Origin of the sequence: Sphingomonas sp. (assembly GCF_019749955.1) — a bacterium.
Classification (GTDB): Bacteria; Pseudomonadota; Alphaproteobacteria; order Sphingomonadales; family Sphingomonadaceae; genus Sphingomonas.
The window spans coordinates 55,861-71,330 of the sequence record NZ_JAIEPC010000043.1 but is presented as its reverse complement, the minus strand read 5'-3'; the positions used below and the strand labels follow the sequence as shown (position 1 = coordinate 71,330).

The 15,470-nt window shown below is 64.4% G+C and carries 15 protein-coding genes; 9 read left to right on the top strand and 6 right to left on the bottom strand.

Annotation, left to right across the window (positions count from 1 at the left end; genetic code table 11):
- Window positions 1-103: 103 nt before the first annotated feature.
- The gene (locus K2W81_RS10360) at window positions 104-1,915 is read left to right on the top strand and encodes an AAA family ATPase (RefSeq protein WP_294104006.1); all 1,812 of its coding nucleotides are present in this window, start codon (window positions 104-106) and stop codon (window positions 1,913-1,915) included.
- Window positions 1,916-2,629: 714 nt separating this feature from the next.
- Here K2W81_RS10360 and K2W81_RS10355 read toward each other — a convergent pair.
- The 3 genes from K2W81_RS10355 to K2W81_RS10345 all read right to left on the bottom strand — a co-directional run bounded on the left by K2W81_RS10355 (window position 2,630) and on the right by K2W81_RS10345 (window position 4,155).
- Window positions 2,630-2,929 carry a Rossmann fold domain-containing protein gene (locus tag K2W81_RS10355; protein ID WP_294104004.1) on the bottom strand — a complete coding sequence of 100 codons (300 nt, stop codon included), beginning with the start codon at window positions 2,927-2,929 and terminating at the stop codon, window positions 2,630-2,632.
- Window positions 2,930-3,090: 161 nt separating this feature from the next.
- Entirely contained in the window at window positions 3,091-3,462 is a 372-nt protein-coding gene (locus K2W81_RS10350) for a dihydroneopterin aldolase (protein ID WP_294104002.1), read from the bottom strand.
- Between the two features lie 60 nt (window positions 3,463-3,522).
- Window positions 3,523-4,155 carry a glutathione S-transferase N-terminal domain-containing protein gene (locus K2W81_RS10345; protein WP_294104000.1) on the bottom strand — a complete coding sequence of 211 codons (633 nt, stop codon included), beginning with the start codon at window positions 4,153-4,155 and terminating at the stop codon, window positions 3,523-3,525.
- A gap of 62 nt (window positions 4,156-4,217) precedes the next feature.
- Here K2W81_RS10345 and K2W81_RS10340 point away from each other — a divergent pair, with 62 nt between their 5' ends.
- From K2W81_RS10340 to K2W81_RS10325, 4 genes are read left to right on the top strand one after another with little or no spacing between them, the layout of a single operon-like run.
- Entirely contained in the window at window positions 4,218-4,733 is a 516-nt protein-coding gene (locus tag K2W81_RS10340) for a GNAT family N-acetyltransferase (protein WP_294103997.1), read from the top strand.
- Window positions 4,734-4,772: 39 nt separating this feature from the next.
- Window positions 4,773-5,339: a DUF1285 domain-containing protein gene (locus K2W81_RS10335; RefSeq protein ID WP_294103995.1), complete on the top strand. Its 567-nt coding sequence runs from the start codon at window positions 4,773-4,775 to the stop codon at window positions 5,337-5,339.
- Window positions 5,336-5,929 (top strand): CoA pyrophosphatase, encoded by a 594-nt coding sequence (locus K2W81_RS10330; protein WP_294103993.1) that lies wholly within the window; start codon window positions 5,336-5,338, stop codon window positions 5,927-5,929. The genes K2W81_RS10335 and K2W81_RS10330 overlap by 4 nt, the downstream gene beginning before the upstream one ends.
- A complete protein-coding gene (locus K2W81_RS10325) occupies window positions 5,917-7,125 on the top strand; it encodes a CCA tRNA nucleotidyltransferase (protein WP_294103991.1) in 1,209 nt (402 codons plus the stop codon). The genes K2W81_RS10330 and K2W81_RS10325 overlap by 13 nt, the downstream gene beginning before the upstream one ends.
- Here the strand turns inward: K2W81_RS10325 and K2W81_RS10320 are convergent.
- Window positions 7,098-8,804, bottom strand: coding sequence for a bifunctional diguanylate cyclase/phosphodiesterase (locus K2W81_RS10320; protein ID WP_294103989.1), 1,707 nt, complete (start codon window positions 8,802-8,804; stop codon window positions 7,098-7,100). The two genes, K2W81_RS10325 and K2W81_RS10320, sit on opposite strands and share 28 nt — an antisense overlap.
- Before the next feature lie 71 nt (window positions 8,805-8,875).
- Window positions 8,876-11,131, bottom strand: coding sequence for a DNA topoisomerase IV subunit A (gene parC, locus K2W81_RS10315; protein WP_294103988.1), 2,256 nt, complete (start codon window positions 11,129-11,131; stop codon window positions 8,876-8,878).
- 170 nt (window positions 11,132-11,301) lie between these two features.
- Between parC and K2W81_RS10310 the strand changes: the two genes are divergently transcribed.
- The 4 genes from K2W81_RS10310 to purC all read left to right on the top strand — a co-directional run bounded on the left by K2W81_RS10310 (window position 11,302) and on the right by purC (window position 15,201).
- Window positions 11,302-12,153 (top strand): DUF4349 domain-containing protein, encoded by an 852-nt coding sequence (locus K2W81_RS10310; RefSeq protein WP_294103987.1) that lies wholly within the window; start codon window positions 11,302-11,304, stop codon window positions 12,151-12,153.
- Between the two features lie 35 nt (window positions 12,154-12,188).
- Window positions 12,189-13,073, top strand: a complete 885-nt coding sequence (locus tag K2W81_RS10305) for an alpha/beta hydrolase (protein WP_294103985.1) — start codon at window positions 12,189-12,191, stop codon at window positions 13,071-13,073.
- 11 nt (window positions 13,074-13,084) lie between these two features.
- Window positions 13,085-14,299, top strand: coding sequence for a kynureninase (kynU, locus tag K2W81_RS10300; RefSeq protein ID WP_294104011.1), 1,215 nt, complete (start codon window positions 13,085-13,087; stop codon window positions 14,297-14,299).
- A gap of 122 nt (window positions 14,300-14,421) precedes the next feature.
- The gene (purC, locus tag K2W81_RS10295) at window positions 14,422-15,201 is read left to right on the top strand and encodes a phosphoribosylaminoimidazolesuccinocarboxamide synthase (RefSeq protein ID WP_294103984.1); all 780 of its coding nucleotides are present in this window, start codon (window positions 14,422-14,424) and stop codon (window positions 15,199-15,201) included.
- 18 nt (window positions 15,202-15,219) lie between these two features.
- On the opposite strand, the gene K2W81_RS10290 is transcribed toward purC, so the two are convergent.
- Window positions 15,220-15,369 (bottom strand): hypothetical protein, encoded by a 150-nt coding sequence (locus tag K2W81_RS10290; protein WP_294103983.1) that lies wholly within the window; start codon window positions 15,367-15,369, stop codon window positions 15,220-15,222.
- Window positions 15,370-15,470 lie beyond the last annotated feature (101 nt).

Below are 15,470 nucleotides of genomic sequence, written 5' to 3'. Positions count from 1 at the left end.
GTTCTTTGCGTCGGGACATATGGGATCTCCTCTTTACCCATTATACCCACCCACACACGGAAATCCTGACAGGCCCGTAGGCTCCTGGTCAGAGGGGCAAAAAATGCGACTGCGAAAAGCAAGAATACAGAATTTCCAGTCCTTCAGTGATACCGGAGATATCGAGTTTGCTGAGGGTATCAATCTTATCATCGGTCAGAATAACGCCGGCAAAAGCGCTTTGCTGAGAGCGCTCCAGCCAGAGCTTCCGAACGATCGTCATCGAACCCCTGAGCGTTGGGAAACCTACCTTCTCCCAGCTCCGGAAGTGCATCTCTCGATCTCGCTAAGCGGCTACGAGCTGAGAAATTGGATATTGCAAACCGGCCAGATTCACTTTCCTGTCGCCCCGCCACACAATGACGATGTCGTCGCATTCATGGCTGGCGTTTTCGAGATGGCTACGGTGACTTTTTCAGTCACCCGGACAGCAGGCCAAGCGTTTACGGCGGCCTATCCTTCACACGGCCTATTCGTCGGCTATCCGCAACAACCGGTGAACGCTCGGATCACTCCAAACAACGGTGAATTGAACGTCCAACCTCACTATGACAACCAAGACACAGTCCCTGGTGTAATTTGGCTTGCGTGGAACAACGATCTGTTCTCTTTCACGGCAGAACGTATGATGGTCGGCGAGGGTCCGGTCGCGAATGCAACCCGACTGGCGCCGAACGCCAGCAATCTTCCAAGTGTCCTTCACACCCTAAGCAGTGAACGGGGCGACTTGTTCAGAAAGCTTGTCAGTCATCTGCGAGAGGTATTCCCGACTGTAGGTAACGTCAGCATCCGGACCAAGGCGGAGAGCCCCCACATTTTTGAGGTGCGTGTATGGCCCACCGAAGCGATGGAGCGGCTGGAACTGAGCTTTCCGCTCAACTCCGGCGGGACCGGCGTCGCGCAAGTGATCGCGCTACTGACTGCCATCATGACGATCGATAATGCCGTGATCGTGATAGATGAGATCAACAGCTTTCTTCATCCGGCGGCGGTGAAAGCGTTGTTGCGTATCATGCAGACCGAATACCAACATCACCAATATGTTATATCTACTCATTCGTCTGAGGTCATCGGTTTCAGTAATCCAGCTACCATCCATCTGGTAAAGCGCAGCGGTTACAAATCATCGATTGAAAAACTAGATCTCGGGGAGGTCGGAAAATTCCGGGAAGTTGCGGAGCATCTTGGTGTCTCGATGGCCGATGTGTTCGCAGCCGAACGTGTCGTTTGGGTTGAAGGTCCGACTGAAGAACTGTGCTTCCCTTATATTTACCAGCAGTCGGTCGGCCCGTTGCCGAGGGGGACAATCATCACCTCGGTGGCTGCAACCGGTGATTTCAATTCCAATAAGCGCGATCCCGCTCTGGTTTATGAAGTGTACAGCCGCCTTTCGGGGGCGGCGGCGACGCTGGTCGTGTCGGTGGTTTTCAGCTTCGACACGGAGAAACTGGCCGAGGCCGATAAAGCTGAGATGATACGCAGGTCGCGCGGACTACTTAACTTTCTGCCCCGTCGACACTTGGAATGCTACCTGATCGACGCCCCCGCAATCGCCGCCTTCATTGTCAACAAAGACCCCGGATCGGCGGGCCTCACAGTAGCGGCGGTCGAACAGGCGCTAACGGATGCCGCTATGCAGCGGCCTTTCCTGATCCCGCAATGGTTTGGCAACTTGAACGACGAAGCCTGGCTGTGTCATGTGGACGCTGCCAACCTTATCAGCACAGTGTGCGGAGCGCTGTCCGAACATCGCGTGCCCTTCGCTAAGAAAGACGATACGCTCTTCCTGCTACGGTACGTCCTAGAAAATGATGCTGCGAAGCTAAAGCCGCTGTGCGATTATGTGGCTAGTTTGGTGAAATTAGCTACAAATTGAGAAACTGAGGCAAAAACACCCGCGGGGATGGGTCTCCTGGGACGCGAGGCCCGAGTAGAACTGCAGCTATCGCTGACCAGCCATCCCCAAGCGGACCATCAGCAATCGGCCCGATTCTCGCCACCGCAAACACGGTGCCGGTGCACAAATGCGCTCTTGACAAAACCAACCAAATAGGCTAATTACCCTCCCCATCGCACCCCCTCGAAAAGGCCAGCGCGGGGGTGTTGATGGGGTCTCCGCTCAGCCTCCCGAGGGCCAAGCGGCGATCTTCGACCGGCGCGGAAAAGTCGTTCGGGTAAGACGGATCCGCATCACCCCGGCACCGATAAGGTAAACGCACGTAGGGCGTCGCAAGGTGGGCAACCGCCATGCGGCTAAACTCGAAAGCAGCCACAATAGGCCGGGAGAACTTTCCGGCGACGGCGTGCACTTCATCGGGCCAACATCAGTCTCGGCGCCAAAAGACTGAAAGCTTAACTGCCCAAGTCGCCGAGCCCCGAACGCGTGGCATAAAACGCGCCGGTCGATTTCCCCGTTTTCCCGCGGGTGCCCTGATTTTACGCCCGGAATCCGTGTGCGGCTGGCTGGACCAACCCCCTCACCCACATCCCCCGTTTGTTTCGAGCGCAGTCGAGAAACAAGCCCCAAGCGATCCCCACCCGTTTCTCGACTACGCTCGAAACTAACGGATTGGCGTGGCAGAAGATGGTCCTACTCCCCCGTCACCGCCACCACTTGCCCCGTCGTGCAGTCCGCCCCCGCGAGCCAATCCCGCACCGCCGCGACATCCTCGGCTTCTGCCCCCGCCCCCACATCAATCGCGCACAGCCGTGTCCCCGGCGCCAGCTCGATCGCCAGCGGGCCAATCGCGGCGAGGATCAGGTGGCGCTCGAGCGCGGCAATCTCCGGCGCAACCTCGACGATGATCGCGTCGGCAGCGCCCTCCTGCACCGCCGCGACCAGCGCCCCCACGGTGGCGCCCTCGCCCAGTTCGATCAAACGCATACTCATGGCTTGACGGCTCTCCGGTAGAAGTATCCCAGCTTCCATCCGTTTGCCCTGAGCTTGTCGAAGGGCCGTTCTTCTTCTGCGATGACGTCCCAGAAGAAGGACGGTGCTTCGACAAGCTCAGCACCAACGGGGTGAGATGGAGGGATGGCTCGCAAAAAAGACTACCGCCGGTGCCGCAACAGGGTGATCCCGATCGCCTCGCCATTTTCCGAAATCGCGAGCTTGACGATCTTCACCTTCACCCAGCGCACGCGCGCGTCCTGTACCATCAGCGTTTCGGCGATGTGGTCCGCCACCGCCTCGATCAGCGTGAAATGCACGCCGGGCGGCAGCGCGCTCGTCGCCGCGCGCTTCAGGTCGAGATAGTTTTTCGACGCCCCCAGCGGCATGTCGGGCGCGAAATGCGGCGGACATTCAAGCTCGACCGTGATCGAAATCCGCAGCGGCTGCGGCAAGTGCGTTTCTTCGGAATAAATGCCGGTCAGCACCGGCACTTCGATGTCGTGCACTTCGAGTTCGAGGCGATCGTCCAAGCTCAATGTCTCCGCAGCAAGGCCGCGCCCCATAGCAGCTTTGCGCACATTCGAAAGCCTTCAGGCGGACGCGCTGGGTCGCGCCGTGACCGCATGATACCAGCGGCGCAGGTGCACGTCATTCTCGGGCACCAGCAGCTTGGCACTCTGGGCGAAGTCGATCGTCACCAGCGCGGTGATATCGGCAAAGCTGAAGGCGTCACCCGCGATCCACTCGCTCTGCCCCAGCCGCGCGTCGAGCGCCGCCATAAACGCCCCCCACATGATCGCGCCACGCGTCGCAAGCTCCGGGATCTGCGGGATCGGCGGCCATTTGCCCGGCGCGCCCTTGTCGGCCATCGCGGGGCGGGTGTTGCGAAACGCATAGACAGCGGCGGTATAGCCATCGCTTTCGATCCGCCGGGTCCAGCTTTCGATGCGCCCGATCTCGGTGGGGGTGGAGCCGAACAGCGGCGGCGCGGGCTGCACCGCTTCGAAATAGCGGCAGATCGCCGCCGATTCGCAAATCACTTCGCCCGAATCGAGTTCAAGCGCGGGCACGGTGCCGCGCGGATTGATGCCGAGATAGGCCTCGCCGAAATGCTCGCCACCGCGCAGATCAACGTCGACACGCGGCACCTCTATGCCTTTTTCAGCGAGATAGACGCGCACACGGCGCGGGCTCGGCGCCCAGGCGGCATCATATAGCTTCATCGCGCGTTCCCCGGCTTGTGTTTCCCGTGCCCCAAGCTAAAGCGCGCCGCCGCCTTTCGTCCATGCCTGATCGGAGAATTGCCATCGACATTCGCCCGCTCGTCAGCGCCGCCGCCGCCGATGTCGAGGCTTTGCTCGATCGCACCTTTGGCCCCGATCGTCACCAGCGCACTGCCTATCTGATTCGCGCCGGCATGCCGCCGTTCGAATCGCTCAATTTCGCGGCCTTCCTGCAAGGGCGGCTGGTGGGGACGATCCAGTGCTGGCCGATTGCGCTCCACCTCGACAGCGGCGGCGCGGCTTCGCTGGTGATGGTCGGCCCGGTGGCGATTGCGCCCGAACAACAGGGCATGGGCTATGGCCGCGCGCTGATGGCCGCGATGAAGGCGGCCGCCGAAGCCTATGGTCTGGGCGAAGCGCTGATGCTGATCGGCGATCCTGAATTCTACGGACGCTTCGGTTTTTCGGCGCATTGCACCGCCCAATGGCGCGCCCCCGGCCCAGTCGAACAACACCGCCTGCTCGCGGGCGGGTGCAACGTGCCAGATACGTCCGGAATGCTCGGCCCGCGCCGCTGACGGCTTTACGTTGAGGCTTGCCGCGCCTACCTGACCCGCATGCCGATGGACCCCCTGCCCGATCTTTCTGCCCTTTCCCTCACCGACATCGCCCGACTGGTCGAAGCCGACAAATTGCCGCCGGTCGAACGCTGGAACCCCACCCATTGCGGCGATAGCGAGATGCGAATCGCGCGCGACGGCACCTGGTTTCATCAGGGCTCCCCGATCGGACGGATCGCGATGGTGCGGCTATTCTCCCGCATCCTGCGACGCGAAGCCGATGGCGGCTATGTGCTGGTGACACCGGTGGAAAAACTCGACATCGCGGTCGAGGATGCGCCCTTCATCGCGGTCGAGATGAAGGTCGAGGGCGAAGGCGCGGCGATGCGGCTCGCCTTCCGGCTCAACACCGGCGATCTGGTGACGGCGGGGCCGAACCACGGCTTGCGTTTCGCGACCGGGGATGACGGCCCCCGCCCCTATCTGCACGTCCGCGCGGGGCTCGAGGCGCTGATCGCGCGGCCCGTCTATTACGAGATCGCCGAACTCGCGCTGGCGGGCGACGGCGACCCGGCGGGCGTGTGGAGCGACGGCGCGTTCTTCGCGATCGAGCCGACCGCGTGACACTCGACCTGCGGCTGCGGCGCGCGCTTGATGCGGCACCGGGGGAGACGCTGCTGATGCCCGGCGACAGCCGCGACTTGCCCTACGGCGATCCGGCGACCGCCGCCGCCGTGCTGGTCGCGATCACCGAGCGGGCCGAGCCGGGCCTGATCCTGACCCAGCGCACCGAAACGCTCCGGCGGCACGCGGGCCAAGTCGCTTTCCCCGGCGGGCGGGTCGATCCCGAGGATGCGGACGTCGTCGCCGCTGCCTTGCGCGAGGCGCATGAGGAAATCGCGCTCCCGCCGTCGGCGGTGCGGATCATCGGCACCACCGATCGCTATCGCACTGGCACCGGCTTTGACATTACGCCGGTGATCGGCATCGTCCCGCCCGATCTGATGCTCGTCCCCAGCGAAGCCGAGGTTGCCGCCGTGTTCGAAGTGCCGCTCGCTTTCGTGCTCGATCCCGCCAACCACCGCGAGGCGAGCGCCGAATGGCAGGGCCGCACCCGTAGCTTCTACGAAATCCATTGGGGCGACCGCCGCATCTGGGGCGCAACGGCGGGGATGATCGTCAATCTGTCGCGGCGGCTGGCATGGGCAGCCTGAGTCTGCCGCCCGCGCCCTGGCGCAACCGCACCGGGCTCGACGCGCTCTGTGCAGCGCTCGGCGCGGGCGATGGCGATGCGCGCTTCGTCGGTGGCGTGGTGCGCGACACCATATTGGGGATTGAGGCGCACGACATCGACATCGCCACCCGGCTGGCGCCCGACGAGGTGCTGAAACGCTTGCGGGCAAGCCATATCCGGGCCGTGCCCACCGGCATCGCGCATGGCACGATCACGGCGGTGCTGCCCGATGGGCCGGTCGAAGTGACCACGCTGCGCCGTGATCTGACGACTGACGGGCGGCACGCAACCATCGCCTTTACCGATGACTGGCGCGCCGATGCCGCGCGGCGCGATTTCACGATCAACGCGCTTTATGCCGATCCCGTCACGGGCGAGGTCTTCGATTATTTCGGCGGCCAGGCTGATCTCGCCGCGCGGCGCGTGCGTTTCATCGGCGATCCGCTCCAGCGCATTGCCGAGGATCATTTGCGCATCCTGCGCTTCTTCCGCTTCCTCGCGCGCTTCGGCGACACCCCCGATGCCGAGGGACTGGCGGCCTGCACCACCCGCGCGAATGACCTGATGGCGCTGAGCCGCGAGCGTATTGCTGATGAAGTGCTCAAGCTGCTGGTCGCCGCCAAGGCGCCCGAGATCGTCGCGCTGATGATCGACCACGGCATTTTCGCGCCGGTCCTGCCCGAAATCACCAGCGCCGTGCGATTGGCGCGCGTCGCAGGAGTCGAGGCCTCGGCGGGGCTGGCGCCCAATGCGATCCGGCGGCTGGCGGCGCTGCTGCCCGATGACCCCGCGCTCGGCGACGGCATCGGCGCGCGGCTGAAGCTGTCGAACCTCCAGCGCCGAAGGCTGACGACTGCCCTCACGGCCGAACTGGGGGCACCCCGCGCGCTTGGCTATCGACTGGGCCTCGACGGTGCGGCGGATCGGCTCGCGCTGCAGCTGCCAAGCGACGCAGCGCTGGCCGCACTCGCAACGATAACCGATTGGACGCCCCCGCGCCTGCCGCTCTCGGGCGGCGACCTCGTCGCGCGGGGCTTGCGCAAAGGCCCTGATGTCGCACGCACGCTGCGCGCGATTGAAGATCAGTGGATTGCCGAAGATTTTCCGGGAGATGATCGGCTGGGGGCGATTACCGATGCCGCGCTCGATCAGGCATTGCGCTCGACGAACAGCTGATAAGCTTCGTCAGCGTCGATCGCGCGGCCATAGTGGAAGCCTTGGCCATAGGTGCAGCCAAGCGCCGCCAGTGTCTGCGCCAATTCGTGCGTCTCGATGCCCTCGGCGGTGGTTTTCATGCCGAGCGCCTGCGCCAGGCTCAGAATCGCACGCACGATCGCGATCTTGTCGCGGTCAGCAAGCATCCCCGTCACAAAACTGCGGTCCATCTTCAGCACATCGATCGGCAATTTCTGCAGGATCGCGAGGTTCGAATAGCCGGTGCCGAAATCGTCCATCGCCAGCGTCGTGCCGAGCGCTTTCAGCGCCTGCATCGTCTGGGCAATGCGGTCGGGATCGCTGATCAGCGCGCTCTCGGTGAGTTCGAGCGTCAAGCGCCCCCCAGGCAATGCCGCTGCTTCAAGCGTCCGTTCGACGACGCGCGGAATATTATCGCGCTGGAGCTGGATCGCCGACACATTGACCGCCATGCGCAAGCCGCAATTGCCGCCCGCTTTCGCATCCCACTCAGCGAGCGTCGCGACTGCGGCATGGAGCGCCCAGCGCCCGAGCGGCACGATCAGCCCCGATTCTTCGGCCACCGGGATGAAGTCATTTGGCGCCATGTCGCTGCCGTCATCGGTGCGCCAGCGAGTCAGCGCTTCGAACGAGACGATGCGCCCCGTCGCCAGATCGACAATCGGCTGAAACGCCAGTGTCAACGTCTGGCCATCAATCGCGCGGCGCAGCGCCGTCTCCATCCCGAATTCGGCGCGCGCCACGTCGAAGGCCTGTGGCTGATAGGAAGTGACCTCGCCCGATGCCTTCGATCTTTTGGCGGCGAACTGCGCGTGGCGGATCAGATCCTCGGCATCATCGATCGGGTCGCCGCCAAAGGCGATCCCGATCGAGCAGAAAACGCGGATTTCGAAGTCCGACAGCCGGAACGGATTGGCGAGTGCCCCCAGCACGCGCTTGGCGACATGATCGGCGTCGCTGCGCCCGACATCGAGCTGGAGCAGCACCGCAAATTCGTCGCCGCCAATCCGTGCGAGGATGTCGCGCCCGCGAAGCGCCCCGCGAATGCGCCGGGCGACGGTAATCAGCAGCTCATCGCCAGCCAGCGACCCCAGACAGGCATTCACGCGGCTGAAACGGTCGAGATTGACGACCATCACCGCATAGCCCTCACAGTCTTGCGACGGGTCGGCGACAAGCGATTCGAGCTGATCGGCAAAGCCCGCGCGATTGGGCAGGCCCGACAGCGAATCGGTGAGCATTTCGCGCCGCAGATTTTGCTCGGTGCGCACTTCAGCCGTGCGATCGATCAGCGTGACGAGGCACCGATCGACCTCTTTGGTCTGGGCGCGGGCGACATGAACGCGGAAATGGCGGCGGTCGACCGCGTCGCCGTGCTGCCAGACAAAGTCCTCGAATTGCGCGCCCGACAGCATGAACGCCATCAACCGCCCGCCCAGGCTCTGGATCAACGGCGCGGCGTCATCGGCGCCGGCGAGCCCCACTGCCACCAGCGGCGCGTTGATCTGTTCAACCGCAAAGCCGCCGCCGCGCACTTGCAAGATGAGGGCAGGGATCGGCAACAGGTTGATTGCACTCGGCGTTTGCGCGGGCGCAGGCCCGTTCGCGCGCCGGTCAATACCGAGCACGCGGGCAGCAGCAAAAGGTCGGGGCGAGCGCATCACCATCGTAACGCGTGCTAATTCAATTAAGTTAAAGTGCTCTGAAGCTCGATCGCTCTGCCGTCGCGGCGTCAGAAGCGATTGTCGCGCGGGAAGCCCGTGGGCGGCAATCGCCCGGCCGCGCCGCGCGCCGCACGCCACGGACCGAGATCGCTCTCGGTCCGCGTGCGCCCGCTGTCGCCGCCCATTGCCCAGCTCAGGCCCGTGGCAAAGACGAAGCCGGTGACGTCGCTGAGCCCGCCATCGCGGTAGCGCTGGAGCTGCACCCCCTGCCCGCGCGCCATTTCGGGCAGTTCGTTCAGCGGAAACACCAGCATCTTGCGATTGTCGCCCATCACCGCGACATAATCGGCATCGTCGCCGATCGCCCGCACGCGGTGCAGCTTGGCGCCAATACGCGGTGTCATCACCGTCTTGCCCTTGCGCGTCTCGGCGATCAGATCGCTCGCCTGCGCCACGAAGCCGCGCCCGTCGCTTGCCGCCAGCAGCACGCGGGCACTGCGGCTCGCCGGGAACAGGTCGATGATCGCCGCATCGCCGTCGAGGTCGATCATCAGCCGCACCGGTTCACCAAAACCGCGCCCGCCGGGCAATTTGTCGGCGCCGAGCGTGTAGAAGCGCCCCGTCTCCGCCGCCAACAACAGCTTGTCGGTGGTCTGCGCGTGGAAGGCGAAGGCGGGGCCGTCGCCTTCCTTGAATTTCAACGCATCGGGTGAGCCAAGCTCGATATGCCCCTTCATCGCGCGGATCCAGCCGCGCTGCGACAGGATGACGGTGATCGGCTCACGGTCGATCATCGCCTCCAGCGGAATGTCGCGCGCCGGTGCCGCCTCGGCAATCGTCGTGCGGCGCGCACCGAGCTTGGTGTCCCGGCCATAGCGTTTGCCGATCACTGCCAGATCGGCCTTCATCCGCTTCTTCTGGAGCTTGTCCGACGCCAGCAGCGCCTCGAGCCCGCCGCGCTCTTCGTTCAGCGCATCGCGTTCGCGCCGCAGCTCCATTTCCTCGAGCCGCCGCAACTGGCGCAACCGCATGTTGAGGATTGCTTCGGCCTGCCGGTCGGTGAGCGCAAATTCGGCGATCATCACCGGCTTGGGTTCATCCTCGGTGCGGATGATTTCGATCACGCGGTCGAGGTTGAGGAAGGCGATGATATAGCCGTCGAGCAGCTCAATCCGGTCGGCGATCTTGCCGAGCCGATAGCCGGTGCGCCGCTGGAGCACGATGAACTGGTGGTCGATCCAGGCTTGCAAAGCCTGTTTCAGGCTCATCACGCGCGGGGTGCGCTGCGCATCGAGCACGTTCAAGTTGAGCGGCACCCGGACTTCAAGATCGCACAGCTTGAACAGGCTTTCCATCAGCACATCGGGATCGACCGTGCGGCTGCGCGGTTCGATGACGAGGCGGATTTCGCTGTCGGATTCGTCGTTGACGTCCGCCAAGATCGGCAGCTTCTTGTCGTTGATGATCGCGGCAATCGCCTCGATCAGCTTTCCCTTCTGCACGCCATAAGGCATTTCGGTGACGATAATCCGCCACGTGCCGCGCCCCTGATCCTCGATCTGCCAGCGCGCGCGCACCCGGAACGACCCGCGCCCGGTGGCATAGGTTTCGGCGATCGCCGTAGGGCTGTCGACCACCAGCCCGCCGGTCGGGAAATCGGGACCTTGGACGAAGTTCAGCGGATCGGCCTCGGGATCGTCGATCAACGCCACTGCCGCATCGATCAGCTCGGCGGCATTGTGCGGCGGGATGCTCGTCGCCATGCCGACCGCGATCCCGCTCGCGCCATTGGCGAGCAGATTGGGGAACAGCCCCGGAAACAGCTCGGGCTCTTCCTCCTCGCCGTTGTAAGTCGGCTTCAGATCGGCGCCATCGTCATCGATGCCGTCCATCAGATCGATCGCAACCTGTGTTAGCCGCGCTTCGGTGTAGCGATAGGCAGCGGCATTATCGCCGTCGATATTGCCGAAATTGCCCTGCCCGTCGACCAGCGGATAGCGCAGCGCAAAATCCTGGGCGAGCCGCACCATCGCGTCATAAACCGACTGATCGCCGTGCGGGTGATATTTGCCGATCACGTCACCGACGACGCGCGCGCATTTCTTATAGCCTTGGCTCGGGTCGAGCTTCAGCAGCCGCATCGCCCAGAGCAAGCGGCGATGCACCGGCTTCAACCCGTCGCGGACATCGGGGAGCGAGCGCGCCGTGATCGTCGACAAGGCATAGACCAGATAGCGCTCGGACAGCGCAGTATCGAACGGCGTGTCGGACTGGCCGGGGATATCGTCGGGGGTTGCGGGCGGATCGATCGTGTCGGTGGTCATCGCGGCAGCCGTAGCAGCGACACTGCCCCAAGGCCAAGCCTTCACGCACGCCGGCCGATGCGAACGAATGCGGATCGCACTGTGTCCGAATTGCGGCGCCCCTCTTTACTATAGTATATTGATGGGATAAATGATCGCCGTCCAACGAGGCAAGCGAACGGGAGAGCGAGATGCGTGGCAAGGCAGTAGTGATCGTGGCGCTGATGCTGGCGGGATGCGCCAAAAGCGACGGCGGGCGTGACGCCCCGGCGGGCGATGCGATGACCACCGAGTCCGCCGCGAGCGGGAGCTTGGACGCGCGCGGCCCGGGCATTTCGCTGACCGCCGCCCCGGGTGTCGCCTTCCGCTACGCCTATGATTTCCGCATCCCCGCCGCGCGGATTTCGAGCACGCAGGAAGCGCATGCGCAGGCGTGCGAAGCGCTTGGCATCGCGCGGTGCCGCATCACCGGCATGCACTACGCCATCGGGCGCGGCGCGCGTGACATCACCGCGAGCCTCGATTTCAAGCTCGACCCTGGCATCGCGCGCAAATTCGGCGCCACCGGCATCGACACCGTCGTCAAGGCGGGCGGCAAGCTCGGCTCGGTCGACATCACCGGCACCGATGCCGGCGGCGCGATCAAGGCGATCGATCAGGAAAGCGCCCGCCAACGCGCCGATCTCGACCGGATTGAAGCGCAACTCGCCAAGCTGCCGCCCAAGGCGCGCGAGCGCGTCACCCTGCAAGAACAGGCTGACGCCATCCGCCAATCGCTTAACGCCAATGCCGCGAACAAGGGCGCGCAACAGGCAAGCCTCGCCACGACGCCGATGCATTTCGACTATGGCACCACCGACAGTTTCGCGGGCTTCGACGCCGATTCCCCGATCGCGGTCGGGCTGTCACTCGGCCAGCAGAGCTTCCTCGCCGCGATGAGCCTGCTCACGATTGTGCTCGCGGGCGGCCTGCCATGGGCGCTACTGGCGCTGGCGGGCTGGTGGATCTGGCGGCGGGTGCGCAAGCGGTTCGTGCCCGAGTGATTGGCGGGCGGCCTGCAAGCGGATAGGGTTGCGCGATGCGACCCCTTCTCCTTGCCCTGCTACTGGTGTTCACCGCGATGGCCGATCCGAAACTGCTGACCTGGCCCGACCTCACCGGCCGCCCCCGCCCCGCGCCCGATGCGACGATCAGCTATGGCGCTGATCCTCATCAAAAGGTCGACCTTTGGCTGCCCCGGACTCCCGGCAAGCACAAGACCGTTTTGATGGTGCACGGCGGCTGCTGGCAGACCGAGATTGCCGACCGCAGCTTGATGAACTGGATCGCGAACGACCTTCGCAGTCGCGGCTATGCGGTGTGGAACATCGATTATCGCGGTGTCGATCGGCCAGGTGGCGGCTATCCGGGGACTTTCGCGGATGCGAGCGCCGCCACCGATGCCTTGCGAGATGCCGCCGCGCGCTACCAACTCGATCTGACCAAGGTCGTCGCGGTCGGCCATTCGGCGGGCGGGCATCTCGCGCTGTGGCTTGCAGGGCGCGCGCGACTGCCGAAGGGAAGTGTGCTGCACGCACCAAAGCCGCTGCCCATCGCGTATGTGATCAGCCTGGGCGGGCTGCCCGATCTCGAGGCGACCGCTGCCAGCCCCGACAATGGCTGCGGCACCGAGGTCGTCGCGCGGCTCACCGGTTCCCCCTCACCAACACACGCCGATGTGTTCGCCGACACCTCGGTGCCGCGCCTGCTGCCACTCGGCGTGCCGCAGGACCTCGTCAATGGCGAGAATGACCGGATCATCCCGATGCGCCTCGGCACCGGCTACGAAGCCCAAGCGCGCGCCAAGGGCGATCGGGTCGCGCTCCACCGCGTCGCCGCCACGGGCCATGTCGAACTGATCGCGCCCGATAGCGCCGCCTGGGCAAAGACCGTCGCGCTGATCGACGCGGCTTTTGCCCAATGACGATATCGACGATGACGCTCGACGAAGCCCGCGCGCGCGACGCCGCCGATCCGTTGCGCGGCTTTCGCCAGCGGTTCGACCTGCCCGAAGGCGTGATCTACCTCGACGGCAACTCGCTCGGCGCGCTGCCCAAGGCGACGGCGGCGGCGGTCGCCGATCTGACGACGCGGCAATGGGGCGAGCGTCTGATCCGCAGTTGGAACGAAGGCTGGATCGAGGCGCCGCTTCGCATCGGCGACAAGATCGCCCGGCTGATCGGCGCGGCCCCCGGCGAAGTCGCGGTCGCCGATTCGACGTCGGTCAATTTGTTCAAGCTGCTGACGGCGGCCCTTCGCGCCAATCCCGACCGCCGCGTCATCCTGAGCGAGGCAGGCAATTTCCCGACCGACCTGCACATCGCTGAGGGCGTCGTCGCGGGCATCCCCGGCGCGACCCTGCGCGTCGTCCCCCGCGACCAACTCGCCGAAGCGCTCGACGATAAAGTCGCGGTGCTGATGCTCACCCATGTCCACTACAAGACCGCAGAACGTTTCGACATGGCCGCCTGGACCGCGCGGGCGCATGAAGTCGGCGCGCTGGCACTCTGGGATTTGAGCCATAGCGCGGGCGCGGTGCCGGCCGATCTGAACGGTGCGAACGCCGATCTCGCGGTCGGCTGCGGCTATAAGTATTTGAACGGCGGCCCCGGCGCGCCGGCCTATCTCTTCGTTGCCGCGCGTCACCAAGCCGCCCTCGTTAATCCGGTTTCGGGCTGGATGGGCCATGCGGCCCCCTTTGATTTCGCCGATGGCTATGCCCCCGCCCCGGGCATCAAGCGCTGGCTCGCGGGCACACCGCCGGTGCTGTCGCTCGCCGCGCTGGAGGTCGGCGTCGACCTGATGCTCGAAGCCGACCCCGCCCTCATCGCCGCCAAAAGCGCCGCCCTGTTCGACACCTTCGCCGCAATCGGCGATGCGCTCGGCCTCGAATGCGTGTCCCCCCGCGATCCAGCGCAGCGCGGCTCGCACATCTCGTTTCGTCACCCGCAAGCCTATCCGCTCTGCCAGGCCCTCATCGCGCACGGCGTGATTGGCGATTTTCGCGCGCCCGACATCCTCCGGCTCGGCCTGACGCCGCTCTACCTGGGCTTCGAGGATGTCGTGCGCGCGAGTGCGATCCTTGCCGACCTGCTCGCCACCGGCGCTTATCGCGACCCGCAATACGCAGCTCGCCACGCCGTCACCTGAGCGCCCGCTCGCGCGTTGCGCCAGCGCGCGCCATCCGGTATAGCAGTCGTTCCCGCCCCGGTTCTTGCGCGATGCCCGTTGGTCGCGCAGCCGGGGCACGTTATTTGTGAAAGTCTCCGCCGATGGCTCGCCGCCGCCAAATCTACGAAGGCAAGGCCAAGATCCTGTACGAAGGCCCCGAACCGGGCACGCTGATCCAATATTTCAAGGATGATGCGACCGCGTTCAACGCCCAGAAAAAGGGCACGATCAGCGGCAAGGGCGTGCTCAACAACCGGATTTCGGAGCATATCTTCACGCTGCTGGCGCTGATCGGCGTGCCGACGCACTTCATCCGTCGTCTGAACATGCGCGAACAACTCATTCGCCAGGTCGAAATCGTGCCGATCGAAGTCATGGTGCGCAATGTCGCCGCCGGATCGCTATCGAAGCGCCTTGGGATCGAGGAAGGCACCCAACTCCCGCGCACGATCATCGAATATGCCTATAAAAGCGACGAGCTCGGCGATCCGATGATCACCGACGAACATATCGCCGCGTTTGGCTGGGCGAGCCAGGAAGAGATGCACGACATCGCCGATCTGGCGATCCGGGTGAATGATTTTCTGTGCGGGCTGTTCGCCGGGATCGGCATTCGGCTGGTCGACTTCAAGCTCGAATTCGGCCGCATCTGGGACAATGATTATTCGCGGATCATCCTCGCCGACGAGATCAGCCCCGATTGCTGCCGCTTGTGGGACATGGAGTCGGGCGAGAAGCTCGACAAGGACCGCTTCCGGCGCGACCTTGGCGGTGAGGTAGAGGCCTATCAGGAAGTGGCGCGTCGCCTCGGCCTGCTGCCCGAAGGCGCCGAGAATGCGGTGCTCGACCTCGAAAGCCATCGCAAGCGGCGCGGCAAATAACCCGCGCCGCCGGTGGGGTTAGCCCTTCACCTTCAGCCCGCAGATGATGCCGAAGATGAAGCAGCAGAACAGCGCGAGCTGGATTTGCCCGCCATGGTCGCCCCAGCCGAAATACTCGCCGCCAAAGGCGAAGAGCGCGATGAACATCACCATTGCCAGCCCGGCCATATCCCGCATTCCTCTGATTACGCGGCATCGCGCCCCCGCGCTGCCCAATTCGGAGCCTGTGCCCCAGACGTAAACAAGTGATGAAGGTTGCGGCGAGCCGA